Origin of the sequence: Kaistia soli DSM 19436 (assembly GCF_900129325.1) — a bacterium.
In the GTDB taxonomy this organism is placed as follows: Bacteria; Pseudomonadota; Alphaproteobacteria; order Rhizobiales; family Kaistiaceae; genus Kaistia; species Kaistia soli.
Genome location: NZ_FQUP01000009.1, coordinates 57,483 through 77,367 on the forward strand (window position 1 = coordinate 57,483; position 19,885 = coordinate 77,367).

General features: G+C 64.1%; 17 protein-coding genes and 1 riboswitch. Of the genes, 8 read left to right on the forward strand and 9 right to left on the reverse strand.

Going from position 1 to position 19,885, the window contains the following annotated elements; genetic code table 11:
* On the reverse strand, nt 1–753 hold the full coding sequence (locus BUB39_RS23460; RefSeq protein ID WP_073058493.1) for an RlmE family RNA methyltransferase: 753 nt from the start codon (nt 751–753) through the stop codon (nt 1–3).
* Complete coding sequence (locus BUB39_RS23465; protein ID WP_084527911.1) at nt 750–2,069, reverse strand: Ppx/GppA phosphatase family protein; 1,320 nt, start codon at nt 2,067–2,069, stop codon at nt 750–752. The genes BUB39_RS23460 and BUB39_RS23465 overlap by 4 nt, the downstream gene beginning before the upstream one ends.
* Before the next feature lie 246 nt (nt 2,070–2,315).
* On the opposite strand from BUB39_RS23465, the gene BUB39_RS23470 reads away from it, so the two are divergent.
* Both BUB39_RS23470 and BUB39_RS23475 read left to right on the forward strand, forming a co-directional pair.
* On the forward strand, nt 2,316–3,857 hold the full coding sequence (locus BUB39_RS23470; RefSeq protein ID WP_073058495.1) for a tryptophan halogenase family protein: 1,542 nt from the start codon (nt 2,316–2,318) through the stop codon (nt 3,855–3,857).
* Between the two features lie 7 nt (nt 3,858–3,864).
* Nucleotides 3,865–4,458: a LysE family translocator gene (locus BUB39_RS23475; protein WP_073058496.1), complete on the forward strand. Its 594-nt coding sequence runs from the start codon at nt 3,865–3,867 to the stop codon at nt 4,456–4,458.
* Nucleotides 4,459–4,468: 10 nt separating this feature from the next.
* On the opposite strand, the gene BUB39_RS23480 is transcribed toward BUB39_RS23475, so the two are convergent.
* From BUB39_RS23480 to melA (BUB39_RS23510), 7 genes are all read right to left on the reverse strand, one after another.
* Entirely contained in the window at nt 4,469–4,927 is a 459-nt protein-coding gene (locus tag BUB39_RS23480; protein ID WP_073058497.1) for a hypothetical protein, read from the reverse strand.
* A 150-nt stretch (nt 4,928–5,077) separates the two neighbouring features.
* Complete coding sequence (melA, locus tag BUB39_RS23485; RefSeq protein ID WP_073058498.1) at nt 5,078–6,445, reverse strand: alpha-glucosidase/alpha-galactosidase; 1,368 nt, start codon at nt 6,443–6,445, stop codon at nt 5,078–5,080.
* A gap of 39 nt (nt 6,446–6,484) precedes the next feature.
* Nucleotides 6,485–8,152, reverse strand: a complete 1,668-nt coding sequence (locus tag BUB39_RS23490) for an ABC transporter ATP-binding protein (protein ID WP_084527918.1) — start codon at nt 8,150–8,152, stop codon at nt 6,485–6,487.
* A gap of 11 nt (nt 8,153–8,163) precedes the next feature.
* Entirely contained in the window at nt 8,164–9,351 is a 1,188-nt protein-coding gene (locus BUB39_RS23495; protein WP_084527913.1) for an ABC transporter permease, read from the reverse strand.
* The gene (locus BUB39_RS23500; protein ID WP_073058499.1) at nt 9,348–10,358 is read right to left on the reverse strand and encodes an ABC transporter permease; all 1,011 of its coding nucleotides are present in this window, start codon (nt 10,356–10,358) and stop codon (nt 9,348–9,350) included. The genes BUB39_RS23495 and BUB39_RS23500 overlap by 4 nt, the downstream gene beginning before the upstream one ends.
* Nucleotides 10,359–10,442: 84 nt before the next feature.
* Nucleotides 10,443–12,527, reverse strand: a complete 2,085-nt coding sequence (locus BUB39_RS23505) for an ABC transporter substrate-binding protein (RefSeq protein WP_073058500.1) — start codon at nt 12,525–12,527, stop codon at nt 10,443–10,445.
* 145 nt (nt 12,528–12,672) lie between these two features.
* On the reverse strand, nt 12,673–14,166 hold the full coding sequence (gene melA, locus BUB39_RS23510) for an alpha-glucosidase/alpha-galactosidase (RefSeq protein ID WP_073058501.1): 1,494 nt from the start codon (nt 14,164–14,166) through the stop codon (nt 12,673–12,675).
* Between the two features lie 182 nt (nt 14,167–14,348).
* Here melA (BUB39_RS23510) and BUB39_RS23515 point away from each other — a divergent pair, with 182 nt between their 5' ends.
* From BUB39_RS23515 to BUB39_RS23540, 6 genes are all read left to right on the forward strand, one after another.
* On the forward strand, nt 14,349–15,254 hold the full coding sequence (locus BUB39_RS23515; RefSeq protein WP_073058502.1) for an AraC family transcriptional regulator: 906 nt from the start codon (nt 14,349–14,351) through the stop codon (nt 15,252–15,254).
* A 115-nt stretch (nt 15,255–15,369) separates the two neighbouring features.
* A riboswitch (guanidine-I (ykkC/yxkD leader) is annotated at nt 15,370–15,478 on the forward strand.
* A gap of 76 nt (nt 15,479–15,554) precedes the next feature.
* Entirely contained in the window at nt 15,555–16,640 is a 1,086-nt protein-coding gene (locus BUB39_RS23520) for a putative urea ABC transporter substrate-binding protein (RefSeq protein ID WP_073058503.1), read from the forward strand.
* Between the two features lie 64 nt (nt 16,641–16,704).
* A complete protein-coding gene (locus tag BUB39_RS23525; RefSeq protein WP_073058504.1) occupies nt 16,705–17,526 on the forward strand; it encodes an ABC transporter permease in 822 nt (273 codons plus the stop codon).
* 10 nt (nt 17,527–17,536) lie between these two features.
* Complete coding sequence (locus BUB39_RS23530; RefSeq protein WP_073058505.1) at nt 17,537–18,373, forward strand: ABC transporter ATP-binding protein; 837 nt, start codon at nt 17,537–17,539, stop codon at nt 18,371–18,373.
* Between the two features lie 8 nt (nt 18,374–18,381).
* Entirely contained in the window at nt 18,382–19,206 is an 825-nt protein-coding gene (locus BUB39_RS23535; RefSeq protein ID WP_073058522.1) for an urea amidolyase associated protein UAAP1, read from the forward strand.
* 13 nt (nt 19,207–19,219) lie between these two features.
* The gene (locus BUB39_RS23540) at nt 19,220–19,885 is read left to right on the forward strand and encodes an urea amidolyase associated protein UAAP2 (protein WP_073058506.1); all 666 of its coding nucleotides are present in this window, start codon (nt 19,220–19,222) and stop codon (nt 19,883–19,885) included.

Here is a 19,885-nt window from a genome sequence, read left to right on the forward strand (position 1 = left end):
CTAGGGCCGCCAGGCGGCCTCGTCGTCGCCGCTCTCTTCGTCCTCGGGCGCCGCGTCCTGCCGCTTGCCCTTGAAGCCCTTGGCCAGGATGAAGAGCTCGACCGAGCCTGCCCGGCTTGCCGGCGGCTTCAGGTGGTGCACTGTGGCGAAATTCTGCTTCAGCGTCGTCAGCAGCGAGCTCTCGGCACCGCCGCGAAACACCTTCGAGAGGAACGAGCCGCCGGGCTTGAGCACATCGAGTGCGAAGTCGGCCGCGACCTCGCAGAGATAGGTGGTGCGCAGGTGGTCCGTCTGCTGGTGGCCCGTGGTCGGCGCCGCCATGTCGGAGAGCACGACATCGGCCCGCCCGCCGATCGCCTCTTGCAACAGCGCCGGTGCGTCCTCGTCGAGGAAGTTCCTCTGGAAAAGGATGACGCCGGGAAGCTCATCCATCTCCAGATAGTCGATCGCCACCACGAGCTTGTTGAGATCGGTCGAGCCGACCCGCTCGATCGCGACCTGCGACCAGCCGCCCGGCGCAGCGCCGAGATCAACGACCTTCATGCCGGGGGCGAGGATGTGATGCTTGTCGTCGATCTCGATGAGCTTATAGGCCGCGCGTGAGCGATAGCCCTCTCGCTTGGACCGGGCGACATAGGGATCGTTGAGCTGACGCTCGAGCCAGCGCGTCGAGGATGCGGTCCGTCCCCGCGCCGTCTTGACGCGAACAGTCAGCTCGCGCCCGCCCGGCCCCTTGCTCTTGCTGTCCTTCATGACGTACGTCCGTTCTGTCGGGGATTGCGGCGCCAAACACCGTCCTCCGCCATCATTTCTACGAGGATACCCTCGCGCAACCCGCGATCGGCAACACGCAGCCTCTGGCACGGCCAGCGCCGGCGGATCGCTTCCAGGATGGCGCACCCGGCCAGAACGAGATCGGCACGTTCCCGCCCGATGCAGGGATTGGCGACACGGGCGGCATAGTCCATGCCGGTGATCACCGCCATCATCTGGTTGACCTCTTCGGCGCTGAGCCAGGTGCCGTCGACCTTTCGCCGATCATAGCGGGCAAGGCCAAGATGCACGCCGGCCAGCGTCGTCACCGTGCCCGACGTGCCGAGCATGTGCAGATTGCCGCTTGCCACAGCCCGGTCAAGAGCGGCGCCATCCGGGAATGAGGCCAGCATCGCGGCGACTTCGGCCACCATCGCCTCGAACACCGTGGCATCGACCAGTTCGCCGCCATGCCGCTCGCTAAGCGTCACCACGCCGACCGGCAGCGACGCCCAGGTGCGGATCCTGTCCGACATGCGGCGCCGATGACGATCGGCCGGCCGCGTCAGATCGATCCAGACGAGTTCCGATGACCCGCCGCCGATGTCGAACAGCAGCGCGCCGCTCGTCTGCGGATCGATGAGCGAGGCACAGCCGGAGACCGCAAGCCTCGCCTCCGTCTCGCGTGAGACGATTTCGAGATCGAGGCCGGTTTCGGCGAGAACACGTTCAAGGAACGCGGCGCCGTTTTCCGCCGCGCGACAGGCTTCCGTCGCGATCAGCCGTGCGCGCACGACGCCGCGATCCCTGAGCTTCGCCTGGCAGATGCGCAGCGCCTCGACGGCGCGATCCATCGCTGCATCGCCCAACCGGCCGCTGCGACCGACGCCCTCGCCGAGCCGGACGATCCGCGAAAACGCGTCCACGACGTGAAAGCCACGCTCACGCGGCCGCGCAATCAGCAGGCGGCAATTGTTGGTGCCGAGATCGAGCGCAGCATAAAGACCGTCGCCCTGCCCCCGCGGCGCTGCTTCCGCGACGACATGCGGCGCGGGCTGAGCAATGGTCTGCTGGGGCGCGGAACCCGGCTGCGGCCGCCGCTCCGCAGGGCGCGAAGCTGCTGCCGCCGGCGGCACGCGCGATTCTCCACCAGCCGCATAGACCGGACGACGCCTCTTGCGCCGTCGGCCCTTCTTCTTCGACGCCTGCGAACCGCCATGCGGTCCTTGGGCGTCGGCGGGCCCGACAAGGTCACGGACAACGGCCGGACCATTGGCGGGCACCTCGGAATCCGCTCGCCGCGGATCCTCGCCCATAATCGCCACTTCGAAATCCTCGGCCGCGACAGCACGGACATGAAGTCCGGCGCGCAGCTCTTTGAGTGCCTAGTTGTCCTCAGTGTAAGCAGCGACGACCAACCTTACAAGCGAGCGGCGCAGGCGACGGCCGGGTCACCCGAAGGGTCGATTGACAGGCGACGTCCGCAGGGCGGACAATTCAAACAACTTTGCACGCGGCCTAAAGAAGGCGCGGCAAGCGATTGAGAATGCTAGGGGGAGACTGTGGCGGATCAACCGCATTTCGTGATTGTGGGCGGGGGAACCGCCGGTTGGCTCGCTGCCTTCATCCTCAGTGACAAGGCTCGCCGGCTGAAGCTCGACGCACGCGTCACCGTCGTCGAGTCCTCGAAAATCCCAACCGTTGGGGTCGGCGAAGGCAGCACGGCCGCGCTCCGCGTGCTGATGCAGTATTTTAACCTGAACGAACTCGAATTCTTCCGTGAGACCGGGGCGACCTTCAAGCTCGGTATCCGGCACAAAGACTGGCGCCGCATCGGCCATAGCTATGACGGCCCGATCGACGATCCGCATCAAGTCGTCAAGGCGCCTGCCGGTGCGCCGTCCGACTATCTCAACGTCTTCTGCGTTGCTGCCGGCCGCAAGCTGCAGGACATGCATCTTTTCGGACCGCTTCTCGAAAAGAAGAAATCGCCCTATGCCCTGAAGGATGACGGGACCCTGGTTCCGCTCGGTCCGTTCCACCATGCTTTCCATTTCGACCAGGCACGGGTCGGCAAGTTCCTGAAGGCCCGCGCCGGAAACGTCAACACGATCGATGCGACGCTCTCCGGGATCGAGCGCGACCCCGAAACCGGCTATATCCGCGCCGTGGTTCTCGACGACGGCACCCGCCTCGCCGGCGACTTCTTTGTCGACGCGACCGGCTTCCGCAAGCGTATTATCGTGCAGGAACTCGCGGCGCCCTGGATCTCCTACGCGAACGAACTGCCGGTCAACCGAGCCTTGCCCTTCTGGCTCGACATCAAACCGGGCGAGGAGATTGCCAACTACACGCTCGCCTGGGCGCTGGAAGCGGGTTGGATGTGGCAGATCCCGACGCAGGAGCGTTATGGCTGCGGCTATGTCTATTCGGACGCGTTCAAGACCCCCGACGAGGCCAAGCTCGAGGTCGAGCGGGTGCTCGGACATCCGATCGAGGTTCGCGACGACATCCGGTTCCAGATCGGCCGCCTTGCGACCCCCTGGCTCGGCAACTGCCTCGCCGTCGGCCTCTCGTCGAGCTTCCTCGAGCCGCTGGAGGCAACTTCAATCCACGGCTCGGTCGTGCAGCTGCTGCTCTTTGCCGACAACTACCTGAAGCACCCGTCCGAGATGACCGAAGCGGATCGCGTGGATTACAACCGCCGCTTCGGACGTCAGGTCGACGACTTCCGCACCTTCATCAACACGCACTATGTCACCGAGCGCGACGACACGCCGTTCTGGCGTAATGTCCGGGAGGAGCGGCTGCACGAAGAGACGAGGCAGCGGCTGGCGCTCTGGCGAAAGGAAATGCCGCGGCGGGAGCATTTCCCGTCCTTTCTCGGCGGCCTCCCGCATGTCGAGACCCAGCTTCATTATCCCGTCCTGGACGGTCTCGGCTTGCTCGATCCCGCCGTCGCGCGGGCCGAGATGGCGCGTGATCCGAAGCTGCGCCAGTTCGCCCGCGAGACCTATGAAAGCCTCGTTCGCGAGTATCGCGCCGCAGCGACAAAGGCGCTCGGCCATGCTGAGTTTCTGCGCTATGTGAACGGCATCGCATGAGTCTCGAATGACCGATCCTTTCGCCTTTGCCCTCGCGGTCTTCGCGCTCCTCGCAGTGCCTGGACCGACGAATACGCTGCTCGCCGCCTCGGGCGCATCGGTGGGCTTCCGGCGGTCGCTGCGCATCATTCCAGCCGAGATCGGCGGCTACGCTATTGCCATCGCGTTTCTGCTCGCTGTCTTCGGGCCTCTCGCCTCTGCCCATCCCGCGCTGACTGTCGCCTCGCGCCTCGTGGCCAGCCTGTATCTCGCCTGGTCTGCGCTGACGCTCTGGCGGGGCGCCGCGACGGCAGGGCGCGGCGTCCACGGTGCCATCACTGTTCGCCGCGTCTTCGTCACGACACTGCTGAACCCGAAGGCGCTGCTTTTTGCCTTCGTGATCTTCCCGCCGCCGGGCGACCCGCATCTCGCGCTACAGGCGCCGCTCTTTGCCGGGCTCATGATCGGGATCGCATCGTGCTGGATCGGCTTCGGCAGGCTGCTGGCGCGCTCGGCGAGCGGTATCGCCACGCCGGCGCGCATCAGTCAGGGGGCGGCGGTGGCGATGTCGATCTTCGCGGTGCTGATCGGAAGCTCGGCGATCGCCGCCGTGCTCGCCTGATTGGCGGACCTCAGAAGGTCGTTCCCGTCGATAGCAGCCAGCGCAGCATGCGCGCCGTGTCCCGCGCGATCCAGCCGGAATTGACGCCCGTCGACGCGGCAAGGTCGAGCCCGTCAAAGAAGCAGACGACACGGCGTTCATCGACCGTGTGAAATGTCCAGCCAAGCCGCTTCGCACCCACGGTCGTCGTCGCGATCCGTTCAGCGAACACGGCATGAGGCGCGTCAGGCGCGAGCACGATGACGACATTGCAGCGATTGGTGTTGAGATAGACCTGCAGCAGCGCCGCCATCGCATCGGCCGCGCGCACCGCAAACCAGCGTTCGTCCCGTGCGACATCATTGACATCAGGCGGCGGCGCGCTCGGCGCGACCGGAAGTCCGGCATCGGCCAGGGCGCGCGGAAAGACCTGATCGAGCCATGTCTCGATCAGTCGGTATTCGGCTTCATAGGCTGAAACGAGATCCATTCCGCCCCCTGCCCGGCACGAACTCTTGCAGTTCCAGTCATGGCTTGATGAAGCGACATGATCAAGACGGCCCGAGTGGCCATCAGAAACGAAGAAGCCCGGCCGCCGGGAGGGCGCGGCCGGGCTCCTTGAAAGACACGCCTGAAAGGATCAGGCGGCGGCCCTCTGCTTCGGTCCGCGCGCCCAGGCCGGCAGCCAGTCGCCATGAGCGGCGATGAGGTCGTCGACGAGGTGCCAGATCTGGTCGAGGTCCAGCTCGGCCGCCGTGTGCGGATCAAGCATCGCAGCGTGATAGATGTGGTCCTTGTTTTCCGTCATCAGCGCAGCGACGGTCAGCTCCTGCACGTTGACATTCGTGCGCATGAGCGCGGCGAGCTGCGGCGGCAGCTTGCCGATATGTGTCGGCTGGATGCCCGAACGATCGACGAGGCACGGCACCTCGACCGCACAGCCCTCGGGCAGCGAGGTGATGAGGCCGGTGTTGCGAACATTGCCGTAGATCACCGCCGGCTCGCCGGTCCAGACTGCATTGACGATCTGCGAGGCGTATTCCTTGGATTCCTTGACCTCGACCCGGTTGGCCGTGCGGTACTCATTGGCCGTGTCGTTCCAGCGCGCGATCTGCTCGACGCAACGCTTCGGATATTCGTCGAGCGGCACGCCGAACTTCTCGATGAGGTCCTCGCGGCCCTCCTTGATGAAATAGGGGGTGTATTCGGCGAAGTGCTCCGAGCTCTCGGTGACGAAATAGCCGAGACGCGTCATCATCTCGTAGCGCACCTTGTTGGGGCAGCGCGGATTCCAGGTCGGCTTGGGCGCCTTGCCCTCGCGGTAGGCACGAAGAAGATCGGGATAGAGATCGCGATAGCTGCCATCCGGCTGGATGTGCTCGAACTTCAGGTAGAACGCCATGTGGTTGATGCCGGCCGAGCGATAGCGGATTTCCTCGTAGGGAATGCCGAGGTCTTCAGCCAGTTCGTGCGCGGTGCCCTGAACCGAGTGGCACAGGCCCACCTGCTTGATCGACGGGTACTTCTCGCTGATCGCCCAGGTGTTGATCGCCATGGGGTTCACATACTGAAGCATGATCGCCTCGGGGCAGACCGCGAGCATGTCCTCGCAGATCTTCCACAGATGCGGCACGGTCCTGAGGCCGCGCATGATGCCGCCGACGCCCAGCGTATCGGCGATGGTCTGGCGGAGGCCATACTTCTTCGGGATCTCGAAATCGACGACCGTCGACGGCTCATAGCCGCCGATCTGGAAACAGACGACGACGAAATCCGCGCCCTCGAGCGCCCGGCGCTGGTCGGTATAGCTCGTGACAGTGGCTGGAACGTCGAGCGTCTGGACCAGCTTCTTGGCGATGATCTCGCTCATCTCCAGACGCTCGGGATTGATATCCATCAGCGCGATCTCAGCCTCGGCCAGAGCAGGCCGGTGCAGAATGTCGCCGACGATGTTCTTCATGAACACCGACGAACCGGCGCCGATAAAGGTGATCTTGGGACGTGCCATGTTCTCAACTCCGATCGAAAGGCCTTCGCCGCCCTGGCGTCAGGCAGCGATTTCAAAAGCGGCGCGGACGAGCCGAGCCGTGTAGTCGTTCTTGGGATTGGTCAGGACCTCGGCGACTGGGCCCTGTTCGACGATCTTGCCATGCTGCATGACGATCACGCGATGGCAAAGCGCGCGCACCACCTTGAGGTCGTGCGAAATGAAGAGATAGGAGAGCCCCTTCTCGTCCTGCAGCTTGCGCAGCAGATCGATGATCTGGGCCTGGACCGAAAGATCCAGCGCCGAGGTCGGCTCGTCCAGCAGGATGAATTCCGGTTCAAGGGCGATCGCCCGGGCGATCGCGATGCGCTGGCGTTGCCCGCCAGAAAACTCATGCGGAAAGCGCGACAGGATCGTATCCGGCATCCCGGCATCGCGCAGCGCCTTGCGGACCCGCTCGAGCCGGTCGCGTCGATCCGAGCCGATGTCATTGACGATCAGGCCTTCCTCGATGATCTGGCCAATCGACATGCGCGGGTTGAGAGATGAGAACGGATCCTGGAAGACGATCTGCATGCGCGAACGCAACGGACGCATTTCCTGCCGCGTCTTCATCTGGATCGGCTCGCCGTCGAAGCTGATCTCGCCGCCATTGTTCGGGATGAGCCTAAGCAGCGCCTGGCCGAACGTCGTCTTGCCCGAGCCACTCTCGCCGACGAGACCGAGCGTCTCGTGTCGCCGCAGATCGAGACTGAGATCATCCACCGCGATGAGGGGGAAATATTGCGGCCGGAAAAAGCCGCCCCGCTTCAGCGTGAAGGCGACGCGCACCTTCTTGCCTTCGAGGATGATCGGGGTCTTCTCCGGCAGCGGATTGGCGATTCCCTTCGGCTCGGATGCAAGGAGATGGCGCGTATAGGAGTGCTGCGGATTGGCGAACACGTCCTCGGTACGGTTGTGCTCCTTCACCTCGCCATTCTGCATCACATACACATAGTCCGAAAACTGCCGGACGATGGTGAGATCATGGGTGATCAGGATCACCGCCATGCCATGGACGCGCTGCAGGTCCTTGATCAGATTAAGGATCTGCGCCTGGACCGTGACGTCAAGCGCGGTCGTTGGCTCGTCGGCGATCAGCACGTCCGGGCGGTTGGCGAGCGCCATGGCGATCATGACGCGCTGGCGCTGGCCACCTGAGAGCTGGTGCGGAAACTGCTTCAGTCGCGAGGCGGGCTCCGGGATTTGGACTTCGCGCAGAAGCTCCTCGGCGCGCTTCATCGCCTCGGCGCGGCTCACCTTGTTGTGCAGGTGGATGACCTCGCAGATCTGCTGGCCGATCGTATAGACCGGGTTCAGCGAGCTCATCGGCTCCTGGAAGATCATCGAGAAGCGATTGCCGCGCAGTTGCCGACGCTTCGCCGCGTTGAAGGCAAGGATGTTCTTGCCCTCGAACATGATCCGCGCGCCGGGCACAACGGTCGCCCGCTTGGTCAGCAGGCCCATGATCGTGCGGGCCGTCACGGACTTGCCTGAACCGGACTCGCCGACGATCGCGATCGTCTCGCCGCGATGCAGCTGGAACGACACGTCGCGCACCGCCTTGACGGTGCCGCCCTCGACCTTGAAATCGACGCCGATATTGCGCGCGTCGAGGATCAGCTCGCGGCCATGCTGGTTCAGGTCGGTGCGCTCGGGCGGGCAGAAGCTTTCAGTCGCCGCGGTCATGTCCGTCATCCCTAATATGGGTCGATGGCGTCGCGGAGACCGTCGCCGAGCGCGTTGAACGCGAACACGGTGACGAGCACGAAGGCGACGGGCGAGAGGATCCACGGATAGGAGCCGATGACCGAGAAGGCGCCCGTATCCTGGAGCATCAGGCCCCAGGAGATCAGCGGCGGCTTCACGGCGAAACCGAGGAAACCGAGGAAGGACTCGAGCAGCACGATCGCCGGGATGGCGAGCGTCACCGAGACGATCACGTGGCTCAGAACATTGGGCAGTATGTGACGCATGATGATGCGTCCATCGCCTGCTCCAACCGCCATCGCCGCGCGGACATATTCGATCCGCGCCAGCGCCAGCGTCTTGCCGCGCACTTCGCGCGAGAGCTGCGCCCAGCCGAGCGCCGCCATGACCGCGATGACGAAGGCGAGAAACACGTTGGACGGTGCCGTGATCGGGATCAGTGACGTCAGCGCGAGATAGAGCGGCAATTGTGGAAAGGCGAGCACGAGGTCGACGAAGCGCTGCACCCAGCCGTCAAACCGTCCGCCGAGATAACCGGAGGTGATGCCGATCCCCGTCCCCACCGTCGTCGTGATGAACACGACGATCAGCGCGATCGTGAGCGAGATGCGCGAGCCGACGATCGCCCGGGAAAGAATGTCACGGCCGAATTTGTCGGTGCCAAGGAGATGGACCGAGGCGCCGTTCGTCGCGCCGAAGAAGTGCCGGTTGGCCGGAATGAGCCAGAGCAACTTGTAGTCGTAGCCCTTCACGAAGAAGCCGAGATCGAGCGGATTGTTGAGGTCCGGCCCGGTCAGCGGCTGGAATGTGACCGGATCGAACTCGCCTGTCTCGACGATCGGGTAGATCCGCGGGATCAGGCTGAACGAACCGTCAGGCGCGCGGAAGGACAGCGTCTCCGGCGGCGCAAACCCGACGCCGTTCTCCTTCGGATTGACCGGGGCGAAAAAGTCGGCGAACAGCGCCATGATGAGCAGGCCAAGCACCATCACGAGCCCGATCATGCCGATGACCGAACGGCGGAACCGCCGCCAGACCAGCGCGAGATAGGTCTCGTTGCCATGGGCGAACCGGCCGCCCTGCGGATTGATCGCGGCTTCCTTGGCAGCTTCCCGGGCCTTGGCCTCGGCGGCGGCGACATGAGCCGCCACGTCCGTCGCGGAGTTGATCTCGGTCATTCTTTACCTCCACCGAGCCGGACGCGCGGATCGAGCAGGGCCAGCAGCATGTCCGCGATGATGTTGCCGACGATCAGCGTCGCGGCTAGGACCATCATGAAGGTCGCGGTGACGTAGACATCGCCGACGGCCATGGAGGACACGATGGCCGGTCCGACGGTCGCGAGAGAGAACACGATCGCCACCTCGATCTCGCCGGTGAGCATGTAAGGCAGCACGACGCCCTGATACATGATCAGCGGATGCAGCGCGTTAGGCACTGCGTGGCGCATGATGACCGCGCCCTCGGACATGCCCTTGGCACGTGCCGTCTCGACATATTGCGCATTGAGCGTGTCGAGCAGATTGGCCCGCATGACGCGCATGTTGTAGGCGAGGCCGCCGAACGTTGCGATCGCGACGACGGGCCATACATGCTTCACGAGATCGACGAATTTGGCCCATGACCAGGGCGCCCCGCCATATTGCGGCGAGAAGAAGCTGCCGATCTCCTGGACGTTCAACCGGAAGGCCAGGATGTAGACGAGAACGATCGCGATCAGGAAGCGCGGGATCGTCGTGCCCAGGAACGAGAAGAAGGAGAGCACGGAATCGACCCAGCTATACTGCCGCGTCGCCGCCAGGATGCCGAAGGTGATGCCGATGAACGACGCCAGGATATGGCAGACCAGCGCCAGCAGCAGCGTGCGCGGCAGCCGCTCGGCCACAACCGTGGAAACGGGCTTGTTGTAGAAGAAGCTGTCGCCGAAATCGCCGCGGGTGACGATGCCGCCGAGCCAGTTGAAATACTGGACGATGATCGGCTTATCGAGACCATGCGCCTTGCGATAGGCGTCGGCCTGCGCCTCGGCGACGACGGCCGACGCGCCACCCTGATTCATCAGCTGGGAGCGGATGAAATCGCCGTAGTCGCCGGGCGGCGCCTGGATGATGGCGAAAGTCACGATGCTCAGGACGAGGAGGACCGGAATGGCAGAGAGAATTCTGATCGCTAGGAAGCGCAGCATGGGGGCTTCGAGCTCCGTCTCCGGTGCCTCGGGAAAGCAAGGGGGCCATCAGGCCTCCTTGCTTCGCGATGGTGAGGGCTAGGACTACTTCACGGCGCCGGCCGAGCCGGGCGCACCCGGCAGCGTCTCGGCATGGAGCTCATAGTTGCCCTGCTTTTCAGCCGGGACGAACATGCGCTCACGGATGACGCTGTCCTCAGCCCAGTTGAAGAGATTGATGGGCGTGCCCTTCGGAACGTTGGCGAAACGCTTGTTGATGATCAGCGCGCCAGGATACTGGGTCAGCCCGATGCCATAGACGTTATCGGTATAGACCTTCTGGAACTGCTTCATCAGATCCTTGCGTTCCGCGCCATCGCTCGTCGCGATGAACTTGTTGGTGATGTCAACAAGCTGCTGCTCGAACGGAAGCAGGTCGAGCTGACCATCCTTGCCCGCGCGATGGTAGTAGCTGGTCTGCGGACCAACAGGCGCCAGATTGACCGTCTTCTGCACCACCGACGTCAATTCTTCGGTGTTGCGGAAGATCATCCAGTCGAACTTGCCGGCCTGCTGCAGCGCGTCACGCTGCTTGCCCTCGACCGTATTGAGGATGACGCGGATGCCAAGCGGCTCCATCATCGCCACAATGCCGTCGGCGAGGCTCTTGTCGGTCTGGTAGTCGGCATTGACGAGGAGCGTGACCTCGACATTCTTGCCGCCTGCCGTTCCGGCCGGGAAGTTCACGATGCCGTCGCCGTCCGTATCCTTGAGACCGGCCAGTTCCAGTTCGGCCTTGGCGCTCGCGAGGTCGTACGGATAGTAGGCCGTCGAGTCCTTGTCGTAATAGACGGTGCCGGAATAGATGCCGCCCGGATAGATCGTCGTGAACGGACCCTTGACCAGCGACTCGCCGAGCCGCTTGCGGTCCACCGCTTCGGTGATCGCCTTGCGGAAATGGTCGTTGCGATTGAGATCGCGCACGGCCTGGCCGCGCTCGTCCGGCTCGCCCCAGCCATTGGCCGAGTAGTTCGGATAAAGCGAATAGCCGATGAGCCGCGGGCCGAACTCGAGACGCGCCGGCGCGTCCTTGCTGGCCGACCGCTTCAGGGCCTCGACGAAGCTTTCGGGCTGCTCGAGATTGGCGAAATCGCCTGAGCCCGCCACAGCCTGAACGTCACGATCTGCCCAGGTCGAGAGCTTGTAGTGCATCTCGTTGAGGTAGGGGAGCTGATTACCCGCCTCATCGACCTTCCAGTAATAGGGATTGCGGCGAAGAACGACGATGTCGTCGGGACGATACTCGACGGGCACCCAGGCGCCCATGACCGGAATATTCATGTATTCCGGCGGGAAGGCGTTCTTGTACTGCTCGTATGTGTTCTTCGAATATTTGGGATGCTGCGGCTTCAGGATATGAGCCGGGCCGGGGCAGAACGTGCCATAGGCCATCTGGTAGAGATACTGCTTGGCGAAGGGCTGCTTGAACGTCCAGACGACCGTATAGTCGTCCTTGGCCTCGAGCGTGGTGCCCTCGCCGAAGGTCGCCGGCGTCGCGCCGTTCAGCGGCGTCACGTTCGGATCGTTGACGTTGTCGTTCCAGTAGAACATCAAGTCTTCAGAGGTGAACGGCACGCCATCCGACCACTTTGCGCCCTCAATGAGGTGCATGGTCAGTTGCTTGCCGTCCGCCGACCATTCCCAGCTCTTGGCAAGGTTGGGCAGCGGCTCCAGCTCGTCGGCCTTGATCTCGAACAGCGGACCCGAGCGCGTCAGGCATTCCGACATGCCGATATCGATGCCGCCCCAACCCTGTGACTGGCCACCGATATAGTTCCAGCCTTCGGGACGGCCGCCGATGACATGGCGCAGCGTGTCGCCATAGACGCCGATGCCGTCGACCATATTGGCCTTCTTGTAGACCAACGGCTCCTTCGGGAGACGATCCTTGACCGGCGGCAGCTTGCCGGTGTCGACGAAGTTCTTCGTGACCCAATCCGGCTCATGATATTCCGGCAGGGCCTTGAACTCGAAGATATCCTTGACGCCGACATAGTCGACCTGTCCCTGCGCTTCGAACTTCGGCGGATCAGGCGGCAGGGTCGGCTTTTCGGTCTGAGCGAGCGCCGCCACTGCGGAGACGCTGAGGAGCAGGCCTGCTCCTCCGAGGGCCATCAAATAGGTCTTCATGTTTCCTCCCTTGAGCGCGGCGACGGCAGAGCCCTGCCCTCGCCCCATAGTCCCCAACCTGCCACCGACGCCACTCGTCCCCGCGGCGGCGGCCATCTGCAAAACGGCATGGCCCGATGGGGCCATACCGGATCCTCCAAGACGTCTAGAGCGACGGGCGCGCGGCCTCGTCCAGCTCCAGAGCGCGCTTCTTGGCGCTCTCGGCGCGAACGACATCCACCGTCCGCACGTCGCGCCGCGCGGCACCCTGCCAGTCGCGCGTCTTGACCGTCGCCTTGGCGAGTCGCGACTTGGCGTCGTCGATCACATGCGCAAACTGCGGCAGCCACTTCGCCTGGGCGACGACCATCTCGTCGACCATCTGCCAGACTTCGTCCGGCGAGCAGATCGCGCCGACCAGCGGATCATGCAGCACGGCGAGCTTCAGCAGGTCGAGATCGCCGGTGACGGCGGCATGCACCGACATGCGCTGGACGTTGATCGAGGCGAGGCAGGTCGCGGCGCAGGCCTCGGGCAGCGTAATGCCGGAGGCCATGTTGATGCCGAAGCGATCGACGAAGCCGGGCGACTCGATGATGGCGTCATCAGGCAGATTGGTGATGACGCCGTTGTTCTTGACGTTGAAATGGCCGCGATAGACGCGCCCGGTCTCGAGCGCCTCGAGGATATGGCTCGCATGCTCGCTCGAGCGCTTTGAATGATCGAGCGGCTTGCCGGCTTCCTCGACAAAGCGCGGGAAGTCTGTTTCGAACCAGTTCCGCGATTCCGTCGAATAGCGGAGATAGCCGCCGGTCTCGCCATGGATCCAGTCGGACATGTCGATCCAGCGCTCGATCTCGTCCGGACGCTTGCGATACCAGGGCAGGTATTCGGACAAGTGGCCGTTCGATTCCGTCGAGTAGACGCCGAAGCGCTTCAGGACGTCGATGCGGACCTTTTCCTGGCTCGAATAGACCGGATGCGCCTCGAAGGCCGCGAGCAGTTCGTCCTTGCCGACCTTGCGCCCCTTGAAACGGACATCGATGAACCAGGTCTGGTGATTGATGCCGGAGCAGATGAAGTCGAGTTCGCCGGGCTTCGCGCCGAGGACGGTCGCGATCTGCTCGCCACCATGCTGGACGCCGTGGCAGAGGCCGACCGTGTTGACCTTGCCATATTCGATGGCGGCCCACGTGTTCATCGCCATCGGGTTGGCGTAGTTGAGGAACATGGCGTCGGGCGCCGCAACCTCGCGTATATCCTTGCAGAAGTCGAGAATAGCCGGAATGTTGCGCTGGCCGTAGAGAATGCCGCCGGCGCAGATCGTATCGCCGACGCACTGGTCGACGCCGTATTTCAGGGGAATACGGATATCGTCGGCATAGGCTTCGAGGCCGCCGACGCGCACGCAACTGATGATATATTTCGCACCCTCGACCGCGCGCCGCCGATCGGTCGTCGCGGTGATGCGGGTCGGAAGATTGTTCGCCTCGACGATCTTGTCGAGGATCTGCTGGATCATCGAAAGATTGTGCTCACTGACGTCCGTCAGCGCGAATTCTACATCCCTGAGTTCGGGAACCGACACGATGTCGGTCATGAGCTTCTTGGTGAAGCCGACGCTGCCTGCGCCGATGATAGCGATTTTCAGTCCGGCCATTCGCTCCCTCAATCGTCCCGGCCGCGCGCGGCCTCATCTCCGCTGGCTCGGCCCTGTCGCGGTCATCGACGCCGACAAGGCAGCAAGCCACCGCCTGGCGAGATTTCATGGTCCTCGCCGGCTGTCCGTGGCATTAGTTATTCCCAAGCCCCGATCGTCGACCAGAGAGATTTTGTGCTTTCATGGGTAATTCTGTGCTCTCGACACTGCAGGCTTATGCGCCGGCAATGAAGACCCTGTCGCTGCCGCGCGGCCGTCGCCATCTCCATTCGATGCCGACATCGAGCGGCTACGAGATCCGCGACCAGCCGCCTTATGCATGGGACGGCATGCAGCGGGGGCAGACGCCGTTCACCGTCCTGCAGCACACGATCTCGGGCGTCGGCCAGCTTCGCTACGAGCGACGAAGGTACAGGCTCAAGGCCGGCGACACGATGCTGGTGATCATCCCGCACAACCACCGCTACTGGCTCGATCCCGGCGACCGGTGGGAGTATTTCTGGATTTCCATGCATGGGCGCGAAGCGCTGCGCATCCATCGCGAGATCCTGGCCGCGAATGGTCCGGTCCTTCGCCTACGCCCAGAGACGATCGAGCACCTCGCCCGCTGCACGCTGCGCTTCGTCGAAGGCGAGGGCGAGACACCCGGCGCCGCCTCGGCGATCGCCTATGAGGCGGCGATGGCCTTGTTCGACGATGTCTTCGGCTCGCATCCGATGACCCCGACGGAAGACGACGCGATGAGCCGTGCCGTTCGCTTCATATTGGAGAACCTCGACAAGCCGATTGCAGTGCCGGACCTTGCCGACGTCGCCGGCCTCAGTCGTGCCCATTTCACCCGTGTCTTCACCGAGAGCGAAGGCCTTCCCCCGGCGGAATACGTACTGCAGCAACGCATGCGCCGCGCAGCGTCTCTGCTCGCGAGCGATGCGGCGATCACGGTCAAGGAGGCCGCGGTGCTGATCGGCTTCGAGGATCCCAACTACTTCGCCAAGGTGTTCCGCCGCGTCTTCGGCACCAGCCCGACGGAATTCCGGACGACGGGCATGTATGCGACCGTGTCAGGCCCAGACCGCCCCGGCTCGTGATTAAGTCCTGACCACAGCCCCCGTGCAACGCACACGAAATGAGCACCCCAACTCTGATTGCATACAGTTCGCCGCGCCTTTCGTGCTGGCACAGGCTTTGCTTTCCCTATGTCATTGAGTTGGTGGCTAGGGTTCCGGTTCCCGCGAGGGAGCGCTGGTCCGAGAGCTGCCGCCGGCGCGGGAGACATCCGCGCCGGGCACGGCGGGATAAAATCCCGGGAGACCTCAGTGGCCAGGCGTTGGCGACGGGTAGGTCTTTGCCAATTCCAGGTTCCAGTGAAACCCTGACCGGAGTTGGCAATGCACGTCTCGAATCCCCTGAAGCGCAGCCTCGCCGCCGGCCTGATCGCCGCCGCGGTCACCGCCCTTTCGTTCACTGGCGCCGCGGAAGCCGCGCCCAAGAAGGACTTCAAGCTCGCCTGGTCGATCTATGTCGGCTGGATGCCATGGCAGTGGGCCGCCGATCAGGGCATCGTCAAGAAGTGGGCCGACAAATACGGCATCACGATCGACGTCGTGCAGATCAACGACTATGTCGAATCGATCAACCAATACACGGCCGGCGGCTTCGATGCGGTGACGCTGACCAATATGGACGGCCTGTCGATCCCAGCTGCCGGCGGCGTCGATACGACGGCCGTGCTGGTCGGCGACTTCTCCAACGGCAATGATGCCGTCATCCTCAAGGACAAGAAGACTCTGGCCGATATCAAGGGCCAGAAGGTCAATCTCGTTGAGTTCTCGGTCTCGCACTACCTGCTGGCCCGCGCACTTTCCACCATCGGCCTGACCGAAAAGGATCTCAGCGTTGTCTCGACCTCGGATGCCGACATGGTCGCCGCCTGGTCGACGCCCGATGTCACATCGGTAGTGACTTGGAATCCGATCGTCGCCGAGATCATGGCGACGCCGGGCGCCAACAAGGTGTTCGATTCCTCGCAGATCCCCGGCGAAATCATCGACCTGACGGCGGCCAACACCGCGACGCTCAAGGACAATCCGGACTTCGGCAAGGCGCTCGCCGGCGCCTGGTACGAGACGATGGCGATCATGTCGTCCGACACGCCGGAAGGGAAGGCAGCCCGAGAGGCGATGGGCAAAGCCTCCGGTACCGATCTCGCCGGCTATGAGGCCCAGCTCAAGGCGACGCGCATGTTCTTCAAGCCGGACGAGGCCGCTGCCTTCGCCAAGAGCCCAGAGATCAGTGCCACCATGGACCATGTCCGAGGCTTCCTCTTCGAACACGGCCTGCTCGGCAACGGCGCCGCCTCGCCTGACGTGGTCGGCATCGAGCTTGCCGATGGCAAGGTCCTCGGCGACGCCGGCAATGTGAAGTTCCGCTTCACCGACGCCTATATGGCGGACGCTGCTGCCGGAAAGCTCTGATGCGGGCGGCCCCCCTCACGCGGTCCCCGGGCTTTGCCCGGGGAACCGATCGGGAACCCACGCGATGCGGCTGATCAATCGACGTCCCGCTCCGGGCGTGGCACGGCTGCTGGCGCTGGTGCCGTTCGTGCTGGTGATGGTTGCCTATCTCATCGGATCGGGCATCCGCCTCTCGGAGAATCCCTCCGACAAGCTGCTGCCTTCCTTTGCAAGCTTTGCCGCGGCCATCGACCGGATGGCGTTCCAGGTCGACCAGCGCACCGGCGATATCCTGCTGCTGGTCGATACGGAGGCCAGCCTCTATCGCCTCTTTGCTGCGCTCGCCATCGCGGTCGCCATCGGCCTGGTGCTCGGGATCGTCATCGGGCTCCTGCCCTATTTCCGCGCCGGGCTCGGCAGCTTCGTCGCGGTCGTCTCCATGGTACCGCCGCTGGCGCTCCTGCCGATCCTCTTCATCACCATGGGCCTCGGCGAAGCCTCGAAGATTGCGCTGATCGTCATCGGCGTCGCGCCATGCCTCGTCCGCGATGTCGCGCTGAGGGTCGGGGATCTGCCGCCGCAGCAATCGATCAAGGCCCAGACGCTCGGCGCCTCGACCTGGCAGATCGTGCTGCGCGTCGTGCTGCCCCAAACGCTGCCGCGCCTGATCGATTCCCTGCGCCTGCAGATCGGACCGGCCTGGCTGTTCCTGATCGCAGCCGAAGCCATCGCCTCGGAATCCGGTCTCGGCTACCGCATCTTCCTCGTCCGCCGCTATCTCGCGATGGACGTGATCCTGCCCTATGTCGCCTGGATCACGCTGCTCGCCTTCTTGATGGACCGGGCGCTCGCGATCCTGCAACGCCGCGCCTTCCCCTGGTTCGAAGCCGCACGGGCATCGGGATGAGGGGCGCGCCATGAACGCCATCAGCGTCAAGGATGTCTGGAAGGAATATGACGGCCGCGTCATCCTCGAAAACATCAACCTGGAAATCGCGCCCCGCGCCTTCGTCGCGCTGGTCGGTCCTTCCGGCTGCGGCAAGACGACCTTCCTCCGCATGCTTCTCTCCGAGGAGCGGCCGGATCGCGGTTCGATCACCATTGCCCGCCAGCCATTGCCCGCCGAGCCCGGCGCCGACCGCGGCGTCGTGTTCCAGCGCTATTCGGTGTTTCCGCATCTGACGGTGCTTGGCAATGTCGTCCTGGGGCTCGAATTGAAGGCGGCCCCTCTCCTCGGGCGCCTGTTCGGATCCAGCCGGCGCGCCGCCGAGGATGAGGCGCGCGGCATGCTCGCCGCGGTCGGCCTCGCCGGCTCGGAGGAAAAGTACCCAGCGCAGCTCTCAGGCGGGATGCAGCAGCGTCTGGCCCTCGCGCAGGCGCTGATCGCAAAGCCGAAAGTCCTGCTGCTCGACGAGCCATTCGGCGCGCTCGATCCCGGCATTCGCGCCGAGATCCACGTGCTCATGCAGAAGCTCTGGCATGAGCGCCCGTTGACCGTCGTCATGGTGACGCATGACCTCTCCGAGGCGTTCTCGCTCGGAACCCGCGTCATTGCCTTCGAGCGGCGGCGCAACGAGCCGTCCGATGGCGGTCGCTACGGCGCCACCATCACCCGCGATTTCGCGGTCTGGCCGAAGCGGATTGCCGGCGAGCCGAGACCGCCCAAGAAGAAATCCATGCCCGGCCGGGACGACCCGGTGCCGTTGACGGGACCACTCCGGGACGACCCGGCCCTCCAAGGAGACGCGCCGTGAACGAGGCGATGCACCCGGCTTTGGACAAGGCCGCCGAAATCGAGGCCAACCGCAAGCGTTATGAGGAGCTGAAGGCGGCCGGCGATACCGCCGCGCCCCGCGCCCTGCCCCCGCCAACGCCGCGTGACACCGCACCGATCGCCGAAAGCGCGGTGATCCATCGCGAGACGATCCCGGGCGGCTGGTACACGACGCTGCGCCTGAAGGCCGGCACCGCACTGCGCCTCGTCAACACATCCGGTACATCAGGCGTTTCGTTGTTCGCCTGGAACGCAAACGACCCCAGCGAGCGTTACAACAGCGCCGACACGGTCAAGATCCAGTGGACGTCCGAACTCCGCAAGGGCCGCGTACTGTTCTCCGACATGGGACGCGTGCTGTTCTCGATCATCGAGGACACGACCGGCGCGCATGACACCATCGTCGGCGGATCTACGCCGGCCTCGAATGCCCGCAAATATGGCGACGCCGCCCTCCGCTCGACCCGCGAGAACATGCTGCTCGCCGCCGGCAAGCACGGCCTCGGCCTTCGCGACCTCGCACCGGTGATCACATTCTTCGCGCCTGTCATCGTCGATGCGTCGGGGCGCCTAGTCTGGCGTGACGGTGTCGTCGGCACCGGCGATTTCGTCGATCTCCGTGCCGAGATGGACGTCATCATCGCACTCTCCAACTGCCCACACCCGCTGGCGCCGGATGCGCGTTTCGCGCCGGGCCCCATCGAGGCGATCGTCCACGCGCCGCCAGTTGCTGCCGAGGATGACCTCTGCCGAACCGCGACAGCCGAAGCCCGCCGCGGCTTCGATAACAACGCCCGCCAAGCGCGCATCTGAGGGAGGAACCGCCATGAACCAGACCCAAGCGGGCTTCCTCGCCCTCCCCGCCGGCCTTGACCCAGCCAAGGCGATCTATGACTTCACCATTCCCGCCAACAAGCCCTGGACAGGCGTGGTTCGGCGCGGCCAGATCCTGCGCATCATCGATCTCGAGGGACAGCAGGCGGTCGACACGCTGTTCTACAGCCTTGCCGACACCAGCGAGCGCTACAGCGCGCAGGACACCATCCTCGAACAGGGCGCGCCTTACGTCACCACTGGAACGCGGCTCATCTCCAATATCGGCAACGTCATGGCGACCGTCGTCGCCGACACCTGCGGCCGGCACGACACGTCGGCCGGCGCCTGCTCCTGCGAGGCGAACACCGTCCGCTTCGGGCATCACACGCGCTACATGCATGCCTGCCGCGAAAACTTCATCATCGCCATGGCCGCGCATGACATGACCAAGCGCGACATCGTGCCGAACATCAACTTCTTCATGAACGTCCCGATCGAACCCGATGGAAAGCTTGCCATTGTCGATGGTGTCTCGCAGCCGGGCGACCATGTCGACATCCTCGCCGCAATGGACATCATCTGCGCGATCTCCAACTGCCCGCAGGTCAACAATCCCTGCAACGGCTTCAATCCGACGCCGGTGCGCGTGATGATTTTCGATCCGGCGGTCGCATAA